Consider the following 15,826-nt stretch of genomic DNA (forward strand, 5'->3'; position numbering starts at 1 on the left):
TCAGACCTCCACCTTGACGATGCGGCTGATCACGAAGCCGCCGAGGGACAGCATGACGACGGCTGCAACGAGCAAGGCGAGGCCCATCGGCTCGGTCCACAGCTTGCTGATGTACTCGCGCCGCACCAGCAGCATGTAGAGCGCCATCGCGACTGGGAGGAGCCCGAGGATCCACCCTGAGAGCCGTCCTTCCGCCGACAGAGTGCGAACCTGCCGGCGTAGATAGGCCCGCTCTCGCATCGTCGCCGCCACCGTGGTGAGCAGTTCACCGAGGTTTCCACCGACCTGACGCTGGATCCGGATCGCCATCACCACCCAGGCGAAGTCCCGGCTCTGCGTCCGACGGGCGATCTCCTCCAAGGCGTCCTCAAGGGGGAGTCCCAGCCGTGCGTCGACCAGGGCGCGGCGGAACTCGCCGGCCATCGGCTCGCTGCCCTCTTCGACCACGGTCTGGAGCGATTGCGCCAGCGACATGCCGGCGCTCAGGCTGCCGGCGATCAACTGGAGGGTGTCGGGAAGTTGGTCGCCGAAGGCGTCGAGGCGGCGCTTCCGCTTGAAACCGAGCCAGAGCCAGGGAACCAGCGCACCGAGGATCAGGAAGATCACGATCACCAGCAGGCTGCCGCCCCCCAGCAGCGCGCCGACCAGCCCCGCGAGCAGAGCGATCGCGCCGTGCAGCAGCACCCACTCCGCGGCCCGCATCTGCGAGCCGGCGGCGACCAGGCGAGCCGCGATCCGCTCCTCGACACCCTTGTTCTTGCTCAGCACCGAGGCCGCCGCGTCGCGGGCCTGGTCCAGCGTCAACTGGGGGCCGTCGCCGCGGGCCGGGCCGGCCGATCCTGACGTGTAGGCGGCGATCCGCTGCTCGGCGCTCGGACCCGTGCGCGGCGACGTTGCCGAGTACATGACACCGCCGAGCAGCAACAGCAGACCGAGGCCGAGGGCCGCGATCCCGGCGTACAGCACCGGCTTGGAGATCTGGATGCTCGACTCGGAGTTCGAACCGGCCGCCGCGGGCGGCAGCGTGGTCTCGGCCTCGCGGAGCACCACCTGACGGTTGGTGGAGAGTTCGCCAGCGGTGAGGACGACGTTCGCCTCGACGGTGCTGGCGCCGTCCGGGATCGCAGCGCTGATGAGCATCTGCCGGCTCAGTGCGGCAGCCTCGTCGCTGAAGGTGGCGCGCAGCGCTTCGGCGTCCGAGTCGATCACGGTGCCGTTGCCGGCCTCGGCGAACGCCTCCAACGAGGAGAGCGCCTTCGCGTCCTTGTGCAGCGCGACGACGTCGACCTGGACACCGGCCTTCTGGATCGCGGCGATCACCGCGGTGTCCGGGGTGTTGCCGGAGTCGCGGCCGTCCGAGAGCACCAGCACCTGCCGCTGGCCGACGTTCCCGGCGACCGCGACCGCCTGGATGATGCCGTCGTTGAGCAGGGTGTCCGGGGCGGTGCGGAGTCCACCGATCACGGTCCGGGCCTGATCCCGGTCCAGCGTCGGCTTGAGCAGGGTCTGGACGGCGGAGTCGTAGGTGACCAGGCCGACCCGGACGTCGTCGGGGACGCTGTCGACGAAGGCGAGAGCCGCCGCCTTGGCGGGCTCCAGGAATCCCTTGCCGCGCATCGACTTGCTGGTGTCGAAGGCGATCACCGCGGTCCGGACGATCTCGGTGGAGGATCCTTCGACCTTCTCCACCTCGACCGTGGCGGGCTTGCCGGCGATCGTCACCGTGATCTCGTCGGCCGAGGCCTCTGGCACGGTGGCGAGCAGCTTCACGGTGCCGCCGTCGGACTGGATGTGGTTGATCTGCAGGTCGTCCTCGGCCGCCGACGCCGGATGCGCGACGGCGCTCAACCCGATACAGGCAACGGCCGCCGCCACCGCGGCGAACGCCCGACGCATTACAGGCCGTCCGCTGAGAAGAGGGTGGGGTCGACCGTGACGTTGGCGTAGGCCAGCTTCTCCAGGAACTTCGGGCGCAGGCCGGTGGAGCGGAGCCGACCGCGGCTCCGGCCGTCCTCGTCGAACCCGGCCGAGTGGTCGAAGACGAAGACGTCCTGGAGGGTGATCACGTCGCCCTCCATCCGCTCCACCTCGGTGATGTGGGTGATGTGACGGCTACCGTCCTTGAACCGGCTCTGGTGCACGATCAGGTCGATCGCCGAAGCCATCTGCTCCCGGATCGCCTTGATCGGCAGGTCCATACCGGCCATCAGCACCATCGTCTCGATCCGGGCCAGGGTGTCGCGCGGCCCGTTCGAGTGGACGGTACAGATCGAGCCGTCGTGACCGGTGTTCATCGCCTGCAGCATGTCGAGTGCGGAGGCGTCGCGGACCTCACCGACGATGATCCGGTCCGGACGCATCCGGAGGGAGTTGATCACCAGGTCCCGGATCTCGACGGCGCCACGGCCCTCGAGGTTGGCCGGGCGGGACTCCAGGCGCACCACGTGTTCCTGGTGCAGTTGCAGTTCTGCGGCGTCCTCGATGGTGACGATCCGCTCGTCGTTGGGGATGAAGGAGGAGAGCACGTTGAGGGTGGTCGTCTTACCGGCGCCGGTGGAGCCGGAGACCACGACGTTCAGCTTGCCCCGGACGCAGGCGTCGAGGAAGTCGCTGGCGCGCTGGGTCATCGAGCCGAACGCGACCAGGTCCGCGGCGGTCAACGGGTCGGCGGAGAACTTCCGGATGGTGAGCGCCGAGCCGTCGATGGCCAGCGGCGGGATCACCGCGTTGACCCGGGACCCGTCGGGGAGACGGGCGTCGACCATCGGGCTGGACTCGTCGACCCGGCGTCCGATCCGGGAGACGATCTTGTCGATGGTGCGGCGCAGGTGCGTCTCGTCGGTGAACTTGGCGTCGGCCCAGACCAGGCGACCGCGCTTCTCCAACCAGACGTTGTCGGCGCCGTTGACCATCACCTCGGTGACGTCGGGGTCACGCAGGAACGGCTCGATCGGGCCGTAGCCGAGGATGTCGTCGGTGATCTCCAAGGTGACCTGGGTCCGGTCGCTGTTGCTCAGCGGGCGGTCCTGGGCCCCGAGGACGTCCTTGAGCACCTGGCGGACCCGGCGCTCCAACTCGTCCTGATCCATGTTGACGTCGTAGAGCTGCGGCCCGAGCTGGCGCAGCAGCTCCGCGTGGATGCTGCCCTTCAGCTCTTCGAGCCGGTCGTGGTGCTGGCTGGCGGCGTGGGCGAGCCGACGGGTCACCGACGGGTCGACGGGAGTGCCCGCGTTGGCGACGCGGCGGCCCTCGGGCTCACCGGCGGCGGTGGCCAGCACGGAGTCGGCGACGGCGGTGTCGCGCACGGGCTGTTCCTCAGCGCCGGCACCGGCCTTCGCCTTGGCAAGACGGTCACCCAAGCTGCTCATCGGGGCTCCTCACAGACGGGGTGGAAGGTACTGCGGACAAAGGGTCAGCGCCGCGAACGACGCCAACGCGAGACGCGCGGGGAGCTGACCACCGGGGCCTGCGCGGTATGGGCGGAGACACCGCCGGCGGCGGGGACCGGGGTCGGCTCCTCGTCGGCCGAGAGCAAGGTGGCGAGAGCCTGATACTGCTTGCTGGCCTGGTGTGCCGGGTTCGAGATCACGATCGGCTTACCGGCGTTGGTGGCCGCGGCGATGTCGATCGAGGAGTGGATCATCGTGGTGATCGGCATCCCCAGGATCGCCTCGACCTTCTCGGCGTCCAGACCGACCGCGTCGTCGGCGCGGTTCAACACCAGATGCCGATTGCCTTGAGCGATGTTGAGCAGGTCCAGGGTCTCCAGCGCCACCTTGACGTTCTTCAACGTCGGCACGTCGAGGGTCGCCACGATCACGCACTCGTCGGTCTCGTCGAGCGCCTGCAGGGTCTGCTCGTCGAAGCTGGGGCAGGTGTCCACCACGACGTACTCGAACTCGCGCTTGAGGGTGCGCATCATCCGCGCGATCAGAGTGGCGGTGACCCGGTCTCGGGCGTCCGGCAGGCTGGGCGCCGCCAACACCATCAGCGACTGGTCGTGCCGGGTGAGCAGCGACTCCACCATCGCGAAGTCGATGGAGTCCTCGCCACCGATCGCCTCCTCGATGGTGTGGTGCGGGAAGAGCTGCATGGTGATCGCGACGTCACCGAAGGCGAGGTCGAGGTCGACCAGGCAGACCTTGCGGGCACCGCCCTCGGCAAGGGCCAGGGCCAGGTTGACCGAGGTCGTGGTCTTGCCGACGCCGCCCTTGGGGGAGAAGACCGTGATGATCTTGCCGTCGCCGGTGGCACCTGCTGCCTCCTGGCCGCCGTGCAGCGCCTTCCACAGCTGCTGAGCCCGGCCCACCGCTGCCGCGACGGCGGTCGGGTCGTCGCCGCGGACGACGTCGCGCGCTCCCGACTGCATCGCCTTGTAGAGGACCTCGGTGTCCACCTCGTCGCGGACCAGGATCACGCTGGTCGTCGGTCGGGTGTACCGCATCGACTCGCAGAGGTCGATCGCCGCGCCGAGCTCGATCGTCGGGCCGACCACGACGGCGTACTCGCTGCCGTTGCGGCTCAGCCAGGCGTGCATCGCCTCCGCGCTGTCGACGCCGTGGGCGCCGGGCGGGAGCATGGCGGCGAGGTGGCCGATCAGGGCCGGATCACGTTCAACGATGATCGGCATCACGGTGCCTTGGGGAAGAAGTTGCGCTTGGCGATCACCGGGCCGTCGTTGACCTTCGAGTCGGCGGTGAGCAGGCCGAAGGCCAACTCGGTCTCGAAGCTGGCGAACTGCAGCCGGGTGGCCTGCTCCTGGGTCACCGCGAGGGTGATCAGGGTGCGCGGGATCTCCTCGGTGACCTGGTCACCGTCGGAGTTGGTGCGGGTGCTGGTGATCGTCGAGCTGGCGCCGACGCCGATCACCTTGACGCGGGGGATCAGGGTTCCGCTCCAGCGCGGCTCCCGCTCGTCGGGGTCGGCCTCGGTGGCGAAGATGATCACTTCGGAGCCCGGAGTCACGAAGCCGGCGACGCGGGCGGCGTCGGTGAGGTTGACCGAGATCGCCATCATCCCCTCAGGGATGGCCAGGGACTCGTTCTCGACGGCGCCGGAGCCGAACTTGGAGGTCGTCACCTGCTCGCCGGGGAAGACCCGGGCAGTGGCGCGCAGACCCTTGAGGTCGTCGAGGCTGGCGACGGCACCCGGGAGCACCTGGTCGCGCGGCACCTCGGCACGCTCGAACTTGCCGGCCGAAGCGGCGTCGTCGAACTCCTCCCCGGGCTGGATCTCCTTCACTGCCTTGAGGACCTCGATGGCCTCGACATCCTCCTTGGCCCGCTCATCGGCGCCTTGCACATACAAGAACACCAGGAGCGTGCCTAGTGCAGCGATGACCGCTGCGAGGACGAGCAGAATCTTCCGACGGTCCATGACCACCACTTTCCAAGGGTCGCTTCAAACACGTCCCGACTCCCTCCCGCCAGAAGCCGTGGCCGATGCGACCCAAACATGCCTCAAATGGGGCTGGTTAGACATACGGATCGGCGCATATAGCCCGAAAGGACTAGTGGCGGGTGGTGCCTGTGGTGCTTGAGTGCCTTGGTCAGCGGGCGTAGAGCGCCTCGACGTCGTCGCGGAACTCCCGCATCACGACGTTCCGCTTGAGCTTCAGGCTCGGGGTGAGCTGCCCGCCCTCCTCGGTCCAGTCGCTCGCCAGGATGGTGAACTTCCGGATCGACTCGGCCTTGGAGACCGCCTTGTTGGCCTCCTCGACCGCACCTTGGACCGCGGCCCGGAGCACGTCATCGTCGACCAGGGAGGCGATGCTGCCGGTCTTCTGGTTCTGCTCGGCCCAATAGGGGAAGTACTCCGGGTCGATGGTGATCAGCGCGGCGATGAACGGCTGACCGTCGCCGACCACCATGGTCTGGCTGATCAGTGGGTGGCTGCGCAGGCGGTCCTCCAGCACCGTGGGCGCCACGTTCTTGCCGCCCGCGGTCACCAGGATCTCCTTCTTGCGACCGGTGATCTTGATGAAGCCCTCGTCGTCGACCTCGCCGACGTCGCCGCTGTGGAACCAGCCGTCGGCCAGCGCCTCACGGGTGGCGTCCTCGTTGTTCCAGTAGCCGGCGAAGACCTGGCCGCCCTTGAACAGCAGTTCGCCGTCGTCGGCGACCCGGACCGTGGTGCCCTGGAAGGGGCGTCCGACGGTACCGATCTTGACGGCGTCCGGCAGGTTGACCGAGAGCGCAGCGGTGGTCTCGGTGAGGCCGTAGCCCTCCAGGATGGTGAGGCCGATGCCGCGGTAGAAGTGGCCCAGGCGCTCGCCCAGCGGCGCGCCGCCGGAGATCGCGTACTCGCAGCGGCCACCGAGGGTGGTTCGGAGCTTGCTGTAGACCAGCTTGTCGAAGACCGCGTGCTGGAGCCGGACGGGCAGCGAGATCTTGCCGGCCTCGACGCCGCGGCTGTAGGCGATCGCGATGTCGGCGGCCCGTTGGAAGATCTTCCCCTTGCCGTCGGCTTCGGCCCGCTGTGAGGCGGTGTTGTAGACCTTCTCGAAGACCCGCGGCACCGCCAGGATGAAGCCCGGCTTGAACGCACCGAGGTCGTCGACCAGGTTCTTGATGTCCGCGGAGTGCCCGAGTCGGGCCCGGGCCTTGAAGGCGCCGATCTGGACGATCCGGGCGAAGACGTGGGCGAGCGGGAGGAAGAGCAGCGTCGAGGCGCCGTTCTTCTTGAAGAGCAGCTCCAGCTCCTCGATCGCCACACCCAGCTCGAACATGAAGTTTCCGTGGGTGAGCATGCAGCCCTTGGGACGACCGGTGGTGCCCGAGGTGTAGATCAAGGTGGCGAGGTCGAGCGGGGTCGCGGTGCTGCGGCGGGCCTCGAGTGCCTCGTCGGTGATCTCGGCGCCGCGGCGGCGCAGCTCCTCGATGGCGTTCTCGTCGATCGTCACCACTTCGCGCAGGGTCGGCGACGAGTCCTGGACCGGCTTCACCTTGGCCAGGTGCTCGGCGGACTCGACGATCGCCAGGGTGGCACCGGAGTCCTGGAGGATCCACTCGACCTGGTCGGCCGAGGAGGTCTCGTAGATCGGCACGGTGACCGCGCCGGCGAACCAGATCGCGTAGTCGGCCAGAGTCCACTCGTACCGGGTCCGGGAGAGCAGGGCGACCCGGTCTCCGGCCTCGACGCCGGAGGCGATCAGGCCCTTGGCGACAGCGGCGACCTCGTCGTGGAAGGCGCTGGCGGTGACCTCGCTCCAGGTTTCGCCGGAGCGAACGCTGAAGAGGACGGCGTCCCCGGCTTCGCGCGCGTTACGGACGACGTCGTCCGTGAGGTTCCCCGTCTTGGGGATGTCTACCGCCAGGGGCGTGGAGAACTCACGCACGTTGCTGCCTCCTAGAGCGAGATGTAGCTGGCACGTTACCCGGCAAAGCGTCGCCCGGGACATCCGGTACGCTCCGACTCCTGTACTGCCACGGACCGACAGGGGACCGGGATGCCCGAACAGACCACGTCGTCGATCATCGTTGAAGCCGCGCCTGCGGCGGTGATGGACGTCATCGCCGACTTCGCTGCCTATCCCATCTGGGCCAAGGGGATGAAGGCGGTGAACGTCCTCTCCATGGCCGGCGACCGCGCCGAGCAGGTCTATTTCGAGCTCGACGTCGCCCCGATCCGCGACGAGTACACGCTCGCCTACGTCTGGGACGGCGATCGTCAGGTCACCTGGACGCTGGTGCAGGGCAAGATGCTCCGCTCCCTCGACGGCGCCTACGTGCTGCGGGATCTCGGCGCCGGCCGGACCGAGGTCACCTACCGGCTCTCGCTGGACGTCTCGATCCCGTTGATCGGCATGCTCAAGCGCAAGGGCGAGAAGATCCTGATCGACACCGCGCTCAAGGGCCTCAAGAAGCGCGTCGAGTCGCTCTGAGTCCGGCCTGAGCGTGCGGATCCTCCTCTTCACCGGCAAGGGTGGCGTCGGTAAGTCCACCGTCGCGGCCGGGACGGCTGCGCTCGCCGCTGCCCGGGGCAAGCGGACCCTGGTGCTGTCGACCGACGCCGCGCACTCGCTGGCCGACGCCTTCGGCGCGCCGGTCGGCAGTGAACCGACCGAGGTCGCGCCGCAGCTGTTCGTCCAGCAGGTCGACGCCCAACGCCGCTTCGAACAGTCCTGGGCGGCGATCCAGCGCTACCTGCTGAGCGTGCTCGACGTCGCCGGGGTGGACCCGGTGGCCGCCGAGGAGCTGACCGTGATCCCCGGTGCCGAAGAGGTGCTGGCGTTGCTGGAGCTGCGGGTCCAGGCGTTGCAGGGCGGCTGGGACGTGATCGTCGTCGACTGTGCGCCGACCGCCGAGACCCTGCGCCTGCTCGCCCTTCCTGAAGCTCTCGGTTGGTACATGCAGCGGGTCTTCCCGTTCGAGCGGCGGGTGGTCAAGGCGCTCAAACCCGTGCTGGCCAAGGCGTCCGGCGTGCCGATGCCGGAGGATTCGGTCTTCGACGCCGTGGAGCGGCTGCACGCCGACCTGGACGAGGTGCGTCAGCTGCTGGCCGGGCCGCAGGCCAGTGTCCGGCTGGTGATGACCCCGGAGAAGGTGGTCCTCGCGGAGGCCCGGCGTTCGTGGACCACCCTTTCGTTGTTCGGCTACCGCGTCGACGGGGTGATCGCGAACCGGGTCTTCCCGGCCGAGGCGGCCGACGAGTGGCGTCAGGGCTGGGTGGCGGCACAGGCCGCTGTCCTGGAGGAGACCGCCGAGTCGTTCGCCGAGCTCCGCCAGTGGCGCTCGCTCTACCGTGGCAGTGAGCCGGTCGGCACCGAGGCGTTGCGCGAGGTGGCAGCGGACCTCTACGGCGACGACGACCCGTTCGCGGCTCCCGAAGGCGCCGACCCGTTCCGGGTCACCCGCGATGCTCACGGCGCGCTGCTGGAGTTGGCGCTGCCCAACGTGGCCAAGGCGGACGTCGATCTGGCCAGGCACGGCGATGAACTGGTCGTCACGGTGGCGTCGTATCGTCGGCTCCTCTCGTTGCCGCCGGGTCTTGCGCGGCACCGGGTCGTCGGTGCCCGCGTGGAGTCGGGAACCCTGCAGGTGAGATTCGAGGAGGTGGCACGATGACGGATGAACACGAAGGCCACGACGCCTCGAACCCGGGCCCGGCGGGACAGCCGGGGCACGACCCGGTCGGCTCGGTGGCTGAAGAGGCGGTCAAGCTCTTCGGCGCGCTGTCGGACTGGGCGAAGGACCACCGCGACGACCTCGGTCACTCGGTGTCGGGCTTCGCCGCCACCGCTGCCGCAGCCGCGCACGAGGTCAACGAGCATCTGGCGACCGATGCGCCCGAGTGCCAGTGGTGCCCGGTCTGCCGGGCGGTCCACGTGGTCCGCGAACTCAGCCCTGAGGTGAAGACCCATCTCGCGGTGGCGGGCTCCTCGTTGCTGCAAGCGGCCGCGGCGCTGCTGGCCACCGCAGTCCCGGACCAACCTGCCCGACGCCATGAGGACGTGGAACACATCGACCTCGACGGTGAGTGGCCCGAGTAGGCCGATGGGAACCACGATCGGGATCGACGTCGGCGGCACCAAGATCGCAGGTGCCGTGGTCGATGACGCCGGTCGGCTGGGCCAGCGGCTCAGCGTCCCGACGCCGATCAGCGACACCGAGACGCTCCTGGCGGCGATCGCCGGAGCCGTCCAGCAGCTCCGTACCGACCGGGTGGACGCCGTCGGGATCTCGGTGGCGGGCTTCGTCGACGCGACCCGGAGCAGTGTCTACTTCGCCCCCAACCTGCCGCTGATCGACGTCGAGCTGCGCGCCGAGCTGAGTCGACGGACCGGGCTGCCCACGGTGATCGAGAACGACGGCAATGCCGCGGCCTGGGCGGAGTACCGGTTCGGTGCCGCCCGGGGCAGTGAGCAGGTGATCCTGGTCGCGGTCGGGACCGGCGTCGGGGGTGGGTTGGTTCTGGGCGGGCGGCTACAGCGCGGCGGCCACGGCGTCGCCGGGGAGATCGGGCACCTAGAGCTGGTGCCCGGGGGATTGCCCTGCGGGTGTGGCCGGACCGGTTGCTTGGAGCAGTACGCGAGTGGCTCCGCGCTGCAACGGAGTGCCCGCGCCGCAGTCGTCGCCGACCCGGTGGCCGGGGCGGCGCTGCTCGCGGCGGCCGGTGGCGATCCGAACGCGCTGTTGGGGCCGCAGGTGACCGCGGCGGCGGCCGGTGGCGACGCGCTGGCGATGGGGCTGGTCGCGGAGCTGGGCCGACTGCTCGGCGAAGGGATCGCCGATCTGGTCGCGATCCTGGACCCCGAGGTGATCGTGCTGGGCGGCGGCGTCGCGGAGAGCGGGGACCTGCTCGTCGACGCCGTGCGTGCCGGGCTCGCCGGCCACCTCACCGGTGCCGGTCATCGCCCGGTCGGCGCGATTCGCGCCGCCCTGTTGGGCAACGCCGCCGCGATCCTCGGGGTCGCCGACCTGGCGCGGCAACCATGAGCAGTTGCGTGGTCGGGATCGACGTCGGCGGAACCAAGGTGCTGGCGGGCGTTGTCGAAGGCGGTCAGGTGCTGGCCACCAGCCGCCGTGAGACGCCCGGACGCCGGGTCTCGGAGAGCGCCGTCGAGGAGGCGTTGAGTGAGGCGCTGGCCGAGGTGGCCGATGGGCGCCGGGTCCACGCCGTCGGGGTGGCTGCGGCCGGCTTCGTGGACCGGAGCGGCGAACGCGTGCGCTTCGCACCGCATCTGCCGTGGCTCGACGCCCCGGTGCGACAGCGCCTCGAGGACCGCTGGCAGGTCCCGGTAGTGGTCGAGAACGACGCCACGGCGGCCGCCCATGCCGAGGTCGCCCTCGGCGCGGCGCGCGGTGCGGAGACCGCCGTCGTCGTCAATCTGGGCACCGGGATCGGCGGTGCCGCGGCGATCGGCGGCCGGGTGCTACGTGGCCACAACGGGATGGCCGGCGAGTTCGGGCACATGGTGGTGGTGCCGGACGGCGCACCGTGCGAATGCGGCGGTGCCGGTTGCTGGGAGCAGTACGCCAGCGGCAACGCGCTGCAGCGGGTGGCCCGGGAACGGATGGTCGGTCAGCCGACACTGCTGGCGCAGATGTGCGACGGCGACCTGGCCCGGTTGCGCGGCCCGATGGTGACTGAGGCCGCCGAGCAGGGCGACCTGGTGGCCCTGGAGGCGTTCGCCACCGTCGGCGAGTGGTTGGGCCGAGGCCTCGCGAATCTCACCGCTGCCTTCGACCCCGAGGTGATCGTGATCGGCGGCGGCGTCGCGGCCGCAGGGGAGCGGCTGCTCGCCCCAGCCCGCCGGGTGCTGGAACGGACCGTGGTCGGAGCCGGGCATCGCGAGCTGCCTCGGGTGGTGCCGGCCGAGCTCGGCGCGCAGGCGGGACTGATCGGTGCCGCCGATCTGGCGCTCCGGGCCCTCCGTTCCGGCCGCTGAGTGCCCGAACGGAGAGCCGTCTGGCGGCTCCGCTAGATCCGGGAGCCGTCGTCCCAGGGATCGTTGCGGGTGCGTGGCATATGCCAGACCAGGTAGCCGAAACTGCCGACGAACCACCCGATCAGCAACAGGTTGATGATCGGGGGGAACGACTGGCCGCTGAACAGCAGGACCAGGAAGAGCAGGGGGACGCCGAAGAGACCGACCCACGCCGCCAACCGCGGGCCGGTCGCGACCGGGATCGGTGGTGGCTTCGGCGGCACGAACCGGCCCTCGTCGTCCCAGGCTCGGTAGCTGAGCTCCTCGGGGACCACGACCTCCGGCTCGGGCGGGGCGAGCGGTGCAACGGGTTCCGGGGGCGCCGTCTCGGCCGCGATCTCTTCGACCTGTGGGGCGTCGCCGTAGTTCTCGACGATCTGGCGCCAGGCCTCGTCTTCGTCCCCTGGTTTCACAGTGCCGAGCCTACGACCCGGTCACACACCGGTCGCCGAGCGGATGAACTCTGCGGAGTCGGCGTAGATCCGGGGCGCGTCGTTGTCGATGGTCGCCACGTGGAAGGAGTCGTGCAGCAGGGTCACGGAGGCGTTCGGCACGTGCCGGGTGATCAGCTCCACCGAGCTGGGATCAAGGACGTGGTCGTCGACCGACCGGAAGACCTGGACCGGTGCCTTCACCTTGGCCAGGTCGGCGCGCACCTGCCGCCAGCCGCCGAGCATCGAGGCGAGCGCCTTGAGCGGCGTGCGCTCGTAGCCGTGCTCGTCGCCGCCGGGCTTCTTGATGTCGTTGCCGATCGCCGGCATCGACGGCATGAGCCACTTGAGGACCGGTAGCGCCAACAACTGCTTGTTGGTGGAGTTGATGCCGGGGTTCACCAGAACCACCGCGGCGACGTCGTCGGGGTGGTCGGCGGCGAGTCGCAACGCGAGGGCGCCGCCCATCGACAGACCCGCGACGACGACCACATCGTGGTCTGCCCGGAGCCGGGTGAACGCGGCCTCGACGGCGCCGTGCCAGTCCGCCCAGCCGGTGGTGTTCATCTCCTGCCAACTGGTCCCGTGGCCGGGCAATAACGGCACCTCGACCCCGTACCCGCGCTCGGCCAGGTACTCGGCCCAGGGTCGCATCGAAGCCGGCGAACCGGTGAAGCCATGGGAGAGCAGGACGCCGAGGCGCCGTTGCGGGTCTGCGGTCAGCTCTGGGCGCGCGGCGGCCGAGAAAGGCGCGGTTGGCGAGTTCTGGGACACGCTGCGGATTCTTCCATGTTGGGTCGCTCTAGGGGGAGGGGTGAAATAGGGCTAGGGTTTTCCCCGTCTGTCAGCGGGTGATGGGCTCCTCGAGGAGGTCGGCGCGGTGTTCTACTGGTTCTTGAAGTGGGTGGCGCTTGGTCCGCTGCTGCGGGTCGTCTTCCGGCCGCAGGCCGAAGGGCTGGAGAACGTCCCCACCGATGGGCCGGCGATCCTGGCCAGCAATCACCTGAGCTACGCCGACTGGCTCTTCATGCCGCTGACGCTGCCGCGCCGAGTCTCGTTCGTGGCCAAGGCCGAATACTTCACCACCCCGGGCGTCAAAGGCTGGTTCCAGAAGACCTTCTTCTCCGGCGCCGGCCAGATCCCGATCGACCGCTCGGGCGCGAACGCTGCCGAGGGCGCGTTGATGTCCGCCAAAGGTGTGCTGGGCGACGGTGAGCTCTTCGGGATCTACCCCGAAGGGACCCGATCCCACGACGGTCGCCTCTATCGCGGCAAAACCGGTGTGGCCCGGCTCGCCCTGGAGACCGGCGTCCCGGTGATCCCGGTCGCGGTGGTCGGCACCGACGTGGTGGCCCCGCCCGGAAAGAAGTTCGGCAAGGTGACCCGTCCGCAGGTGCGCTTCGGCAAGCCCCTCGACTTCTCGCGTTACGAAGGCCTGGAGAACGACCGCTACATCCTGCGCTCGGTCACCGACGAGATCATGTACGAGATCATGACCCTTTCGGGCCAGGAGTACGTCGACATGTACGCCACCCGCGCCAAGGCCGAGGCCAAGCAGGCCGAACGCGACGCCGCCGCGGAGAAGAAGGCCTCCTGAACAGCTGGCTGATCCAGCCGCGCCGCCTCGACCCAGCGGTCGAGGCCGTCGAGGATCGGCTCTATCGGGCGTTGGCCCTGCTGCGGGTCGTGTTGACCGGCAACATGGTGGCGCTCAACGTCTTCCGCTACGACAACTTCTCACGCCCGCACCTCGGGATGACGGTCGTCGCCGCGATGGTGCTCTGGACCGGTGTGACGATCTGGGCCTACGGCGGCGCGCGGCGGCGCACCCCGCTGCTGCTCGGCGTCGACATGGCGATCGCCATCGCGGCCCTACTCTCCACCCTCGTGGTCAAGGGCAGCTGGTTCAACGCCTCGGTGCCTGGCTTCTGGATCGCCGGAGCCCTGATGGCGTGGGCGATCTACTGGCGCTGGTGGGGTGGCCTGCTCGCCGGTGCCGCGCTGAGCGCGGTCGATCTGGCGATGCGCGACTCGATCTCGCAGACCAACTACGCCAACGTGTTCCTGCTGGTGATCGGCGGCACGGTGGTGGGCTATCTGGCTGGTTCGCTGCAACAGATGGCGGCCTCGCGGGCCGTCGCGGAGCGGGCCGCGGCCAGCGCCGCGGAGCGGGCCCGGTTGGCGCGTGCCGTCCATGACGGGGTGCTGCAGGTCTTGGCCCTGGTCCAACGCCGCGGTCGGGAACTGGGCGGCGAAGCGGCCGAGCTCGGCGAGCTGGCAGGCGCCCAGGAGGCAGCGCTGCGCTCGTTGATCCGGCAGCAGGACGTCACCTCGGCGCCCGGTGACGACGCCGTCCAGGACCTGGTGGTCCTGGTGGAGCAGCTCACCCGGCGCGGTTCGCCGAGGATCAGCGTGGCGGGGCCGGGCCACCAGGTGCTGGTGCCGGAGCCGACGGCGCGGGAGTTGATCGCCGTCGTCGAGGAGTGCCTGGCCAACGTCGTCCGGCACGTCGGCCCGCACGCTCCGGTCTGGATCTTCGTGGAGGAGCTCGGCGACCAGATCGCGCTCAGCGTCCGCGACGACGGCCCCGGTATCGAGCCGGGCCGGTTGGCGAACGCGGCCGAACAGGGACGGCTCGGTGTGCTGGAGTCGATCCAGGGCCGGATCCGCGACCTCGGCGGCACCGCGAACCTGACGACCGCTCCGGGGCAGGGTGTCGAGTGGGAGTTCCAAGTACCACGTCCTCAGGAGGGCCGATGACGATCCATGGTGGGCACCCGTTCGCGCAGCCGGAGTCGGAGCGCGATCAGATCCGCCGGCTGCGGGGGCGGCTCGGCGGTGCGGTCAGTCTCTGGCTGACCGGTGCCGGGGCCGGCCGCGCCGGCCTGACCGTCTCCTCGCTGATGGTGGCCGGTGGTGAACGGGGTCGGGTGCTGGGTCTGATCGACCCGGATTCGGATCTGGCTGACGAACTCGCCGAGACCCAGGTCGCCGTCATCGGGTTGCTGGAGTGGCCGCATCGCGAGTTGGCCGACGCGTTCGCCGGGGTGGCGCCGGCGCCGGGCGGTCTCTTCGCCCAGGCCGAGTTCGCCGACACCCCGTGGGGACCGCTACCGGCCGGCGTCACCACCTGGGCCGGCGTCCGGGTGGAGGAGGTACGCGAGGTCGGCTGGTCGCAGCTGATCACGGCGACGGTCGAGACGATCACGATCGGCGAGGAGATCCGCCCGCTGGAACACCGCCGCGGCCGTTACCGGTAACCCCGAGGGATCGGGTGGGGGATCGTCTACGGTGTCGCACATGACTTCTGAAGGCTCGGGGCCGCTGCGGGTGATGGTGGTCGACGATCACCCGATGTGGCGTGACGCCGTGGAACGCGACCTGATCGCTGCCGGTTTCGACGTGGTCGCCGTCGCCGCGACCGGGGACGAGGCGCTGGTCCGGTTCAACGCGACCCGGCCCCAGGTGGTCGTCCTCGACCTCCAGATCCCCGGCCCGAACGGCGTCGAGGTCACCGCCTCGGTGCTCCGCACCGATCCGTCGGCGCGGGTGCTGATCCTCTCGGCCTCCGGCGAACAGGACGACGTGTTGGCCGCGGTCAAGGCGGGCGCCACCGGCTACCTGGTGAAGTCGGCGTCACGGAGCGAACTACTCGAGGCGGTGCAGCGGGTCGCGGCGGGCGACACGGTCTTCACCCCGGGGCTGGCCGGCTTGGTGCTGGGGGAGTACCGGCGGCTGCTGGATGCGCCGACCGACAGCACGCCGCAGCTCACCGAGCGGGAGACCGAGGTGCTGCGGCTGGTCGCCAAAGGCCTGTCTTACAAGCAGATCGCCGACCGCTTGGTGCTTTCACACCGCACCATCCAGAACCACGTCCAGAACACGCTGCGCAAGCTTCAGCTGCACAATCGGGTCCAGCTGACCCGCTGGGCGATCGAGCGCGGTCTCGATGACGAGGAGCTCTGAC

16 protein-coding genes are annotated in these 15,826 nt (G+C 69.7%); 9 read left to right on the forward strand and 7 right to left on the reverse strand.

Translation table 11 applies throughout. The annotated features are described in order from the left end of the window. The 5 genes from ACLM5J_RS15030 to ACLM5J_RS15050 form a co-directional block, all read right to left on the reverse strand. Entirely contained in the window at positions 1–1,896 is a 1,896-nt protein-coding gene (locus ACLM5J_RS15030) for a type II secretion system F family protein (RefSeq protein ID WP_413657255.1), read from the reverse strand. Further along, positions 1,896–3,368, reverse strand: a complete 1,473-nt coding sequence (locus ACLM5J_RS15035; protein ID WP_413657257.1) for a CpaF family protein — start codon at positions 3,366–3,368, stop codon at positions 1,896–1,898. Before ACLM5J_RS15035 ends, ACLM5J_RS15030 begins: the two co-directional genes overlap by 1 nt. A gap of 44 nt (positions 3,369–3,412) precedes the next feature. After that, positions 3,413–4,630, reverse strand: coding sequence for an AAA family ATPase (locus ACLM5J_RS15040; RefSeq protein ID WP_413657258.1), 1,218 nt, complete (start codon positions 4,628–4,630; stop codon positions 3,413–3,415). After that, positions 4,630–5,376 (reverse strand): Flp pilus assembly protein CpaB, encoded by a 747-nt coding sequence (gene cpaB, locus ACLM5J_RS15045; protein ID WP_413657259.1) that lies wholly within the window; start codon positions 5,374–5,376, stop codon positions 4,630–4,632. Before cpaB ends, ACLM5J_RS15040 begins: the two co-directional genes overlap by 1 nt. Positions 5,377–5,548: 172 nt before the next feature. Beyond that, positions 5,549–7,336, reverse strand: a complete 1,788-nt coding sequence (locus ACLM5J_RS15050) for an AMP-dependent synthetase/ligase (RefSeq protein WP_413657260.1) — start codon at positions 7,334–7,336, stop codon at positions 5,549–5,551. A gap of 111 nt (positions 7,337–7,447) precedes the next feature. Between ACLM5J_RS15050 and ACLM5J_RS15055 the strand changes: the two genes are divergently transcribed. The 5 genes from ACLM5J_RS15055 to ACLM5J_RS15075 are packed head-to-tail and all read left to right on the forward strand — an operon-like array spanning position 7,448 to position 11,389. Next, positions 7,448–7,882 (forward strand): SRPBCC family protein, encoded by a 435-nt coding sequence (locus ACLM5J_RS15055; RefSeq protein WP_413657261.1) that lies wholly within the window; start codon positions 7,448–7,450, stop codon positions 7,880–7,882. A gap of 13 nt (positions 7,883–7,895) precedes the next feature. Beyond that, entirely contained in the window at positions 7,896–9,065 is a 1,170-nt protein-coding gene (locus ACLM5J_RS15060) for an ArsA family ATPase (protein ID WP_413657262.1), read from the forward strand. Further along, on the forward strand, positions 9,062–9,490 hold the full coding sequence (locus ACLM5J_RS15065) for a hypothetical protein (RefSeq protein WP_413657263.1): 429 nt from the start codon (positions 9,062–9,064) through the stop codon (positions 9,488–9,490). Before ACLM5J_RS15060 ends, ACLM5J_RS15065 begins: the two co-directional genes overlap by 4 nt. A 4-nt stretch (positions 9,491–9,494) precedes the next feature. Continuing rightward, on the forward strand, positions 9,495–10,436 hold the full coding sequence (locus ACLM5J_RS15070; RefSeq protein WP_413657264.1) for an ROK family protein: 942 nt from the start codon (positions 9,495–9,497) through the stop codon (positions 10,434–10,436). Beyond that, positions 10,433–11,389 carry an ROK family protein gene (locus ACLM5J_RS15075; RefSeq protein WP_413657265.1) on the forward strand — a complete coding sequence of 319 codons (957 nt, stop codon included), beginning with the start codon at positions 10,433–10,435 and terminating at the stop codon, positions 11,387–11,389. The genes ACLM5J_RS15070 and ACLM5J_RS15075 overlap by 4 nt, the downstream gene beginning before the upstream one ends. Before the next feature lie 32 nt (positions 11,390–11,421). Here the strand turns inward: ACLM5J_RS15075 and ACLM5J_RS15080 are convergent, their stop codons facing one another. Next, complete coding sequence (locus ACLM5J_RS15080; RefSeq protein ID WP_413657266.1) at positions 11,422–11,841, reverse strand: hypothetical protein; 420 nt, start codon at positions 11,839–11,841, stop codon at positions 11,422–11,424. 21 nt (positions 11,842–11,862) lie between these two features. Continuing rightward, the gene (locus ACLM5J_RS15085; RefSeq protein WP_413657267.1) at positions 11,863–12,633 is read right to left on the reverse strand and encodes an alpha/beta hydrolase; all 771 of its coding nucleotides are present in this window, start codon (positions 12,631–12,633) and stop codon (positions 11,863–11,865) included. Between the two features lie 106 nt (positions 12,634–12,739). On the opposite strand from ACLM5J_RS15085, the gene ACLM5J_RS15090 reads away from it, so the two are divergent. The 4 genes from ACLM5J_RS15090 to ACLM5J_RS15105 are packed head-to-tail and all read left to right on the forward strand — an operon-like array spanning position 12,740 to position 15,825. Further along, positions 12,740–13,456 carry a lysophospholipid acyltransferase family protein gene (locus ACLM5J_RS15090; RefSeq protein ID WP_413657268.1) on the forward strand — a complete coding sequence of 239 codons (717 nt, stop codon included), beginning with the start codon at positions 12,740–12,742 and terminating at the stop codon, positions 13,454–13,456. Positions 13,457–13,467: 11 nt separating this feature from the next. Further along, entirely contained in the window at positions 13,468–14,619 is a 1,152-nt protein-coding gene (macS, locus tag ACLM5J_RS15095; protein ID WP_413657297.1) for a MacS family sensor histidine kinase, read from the forward strand. Then, positions 14,616–15,119 carry a flavin reductase family protein gene (locus tag ACLM5J_RS15100; protein ID WP_413657269.1) on the forward strand — a complete coding sequence of 168 codons (504 nt, stop codon included), beginning with the start codon at positions 14,616–14,618 and terminating at the stop codon, positions 15,117–15,119. Before macS ends, ACLM5J_RS15100 begins: the two co-directional genes overlap by 4 nt. A gap of 40 nt (positions 15,120–15,159) precedes the next feature. Beyond that, the gene (locus ACLM5J_RS15105; RefSeq protein WP_413657270.1) at positions 15,160–15,825 is read left to right on the forward strand and encodes a response regulator; all 666 of its coding nucleotides are present in this window, start codon (positions 15,160–15,162) and stop codon (positions 15,823–15,825) included. Position 15,826: the final 1 nt, after the last annotated feature.

This window comes from Nocardioides sp. Bht2, from assembly GCF_047308515.1.
GTDB lineage: Bacteria > Actinomycetota > Actinomycetes > Propionibacteriales > Nocardioidaceae > Nocardioides.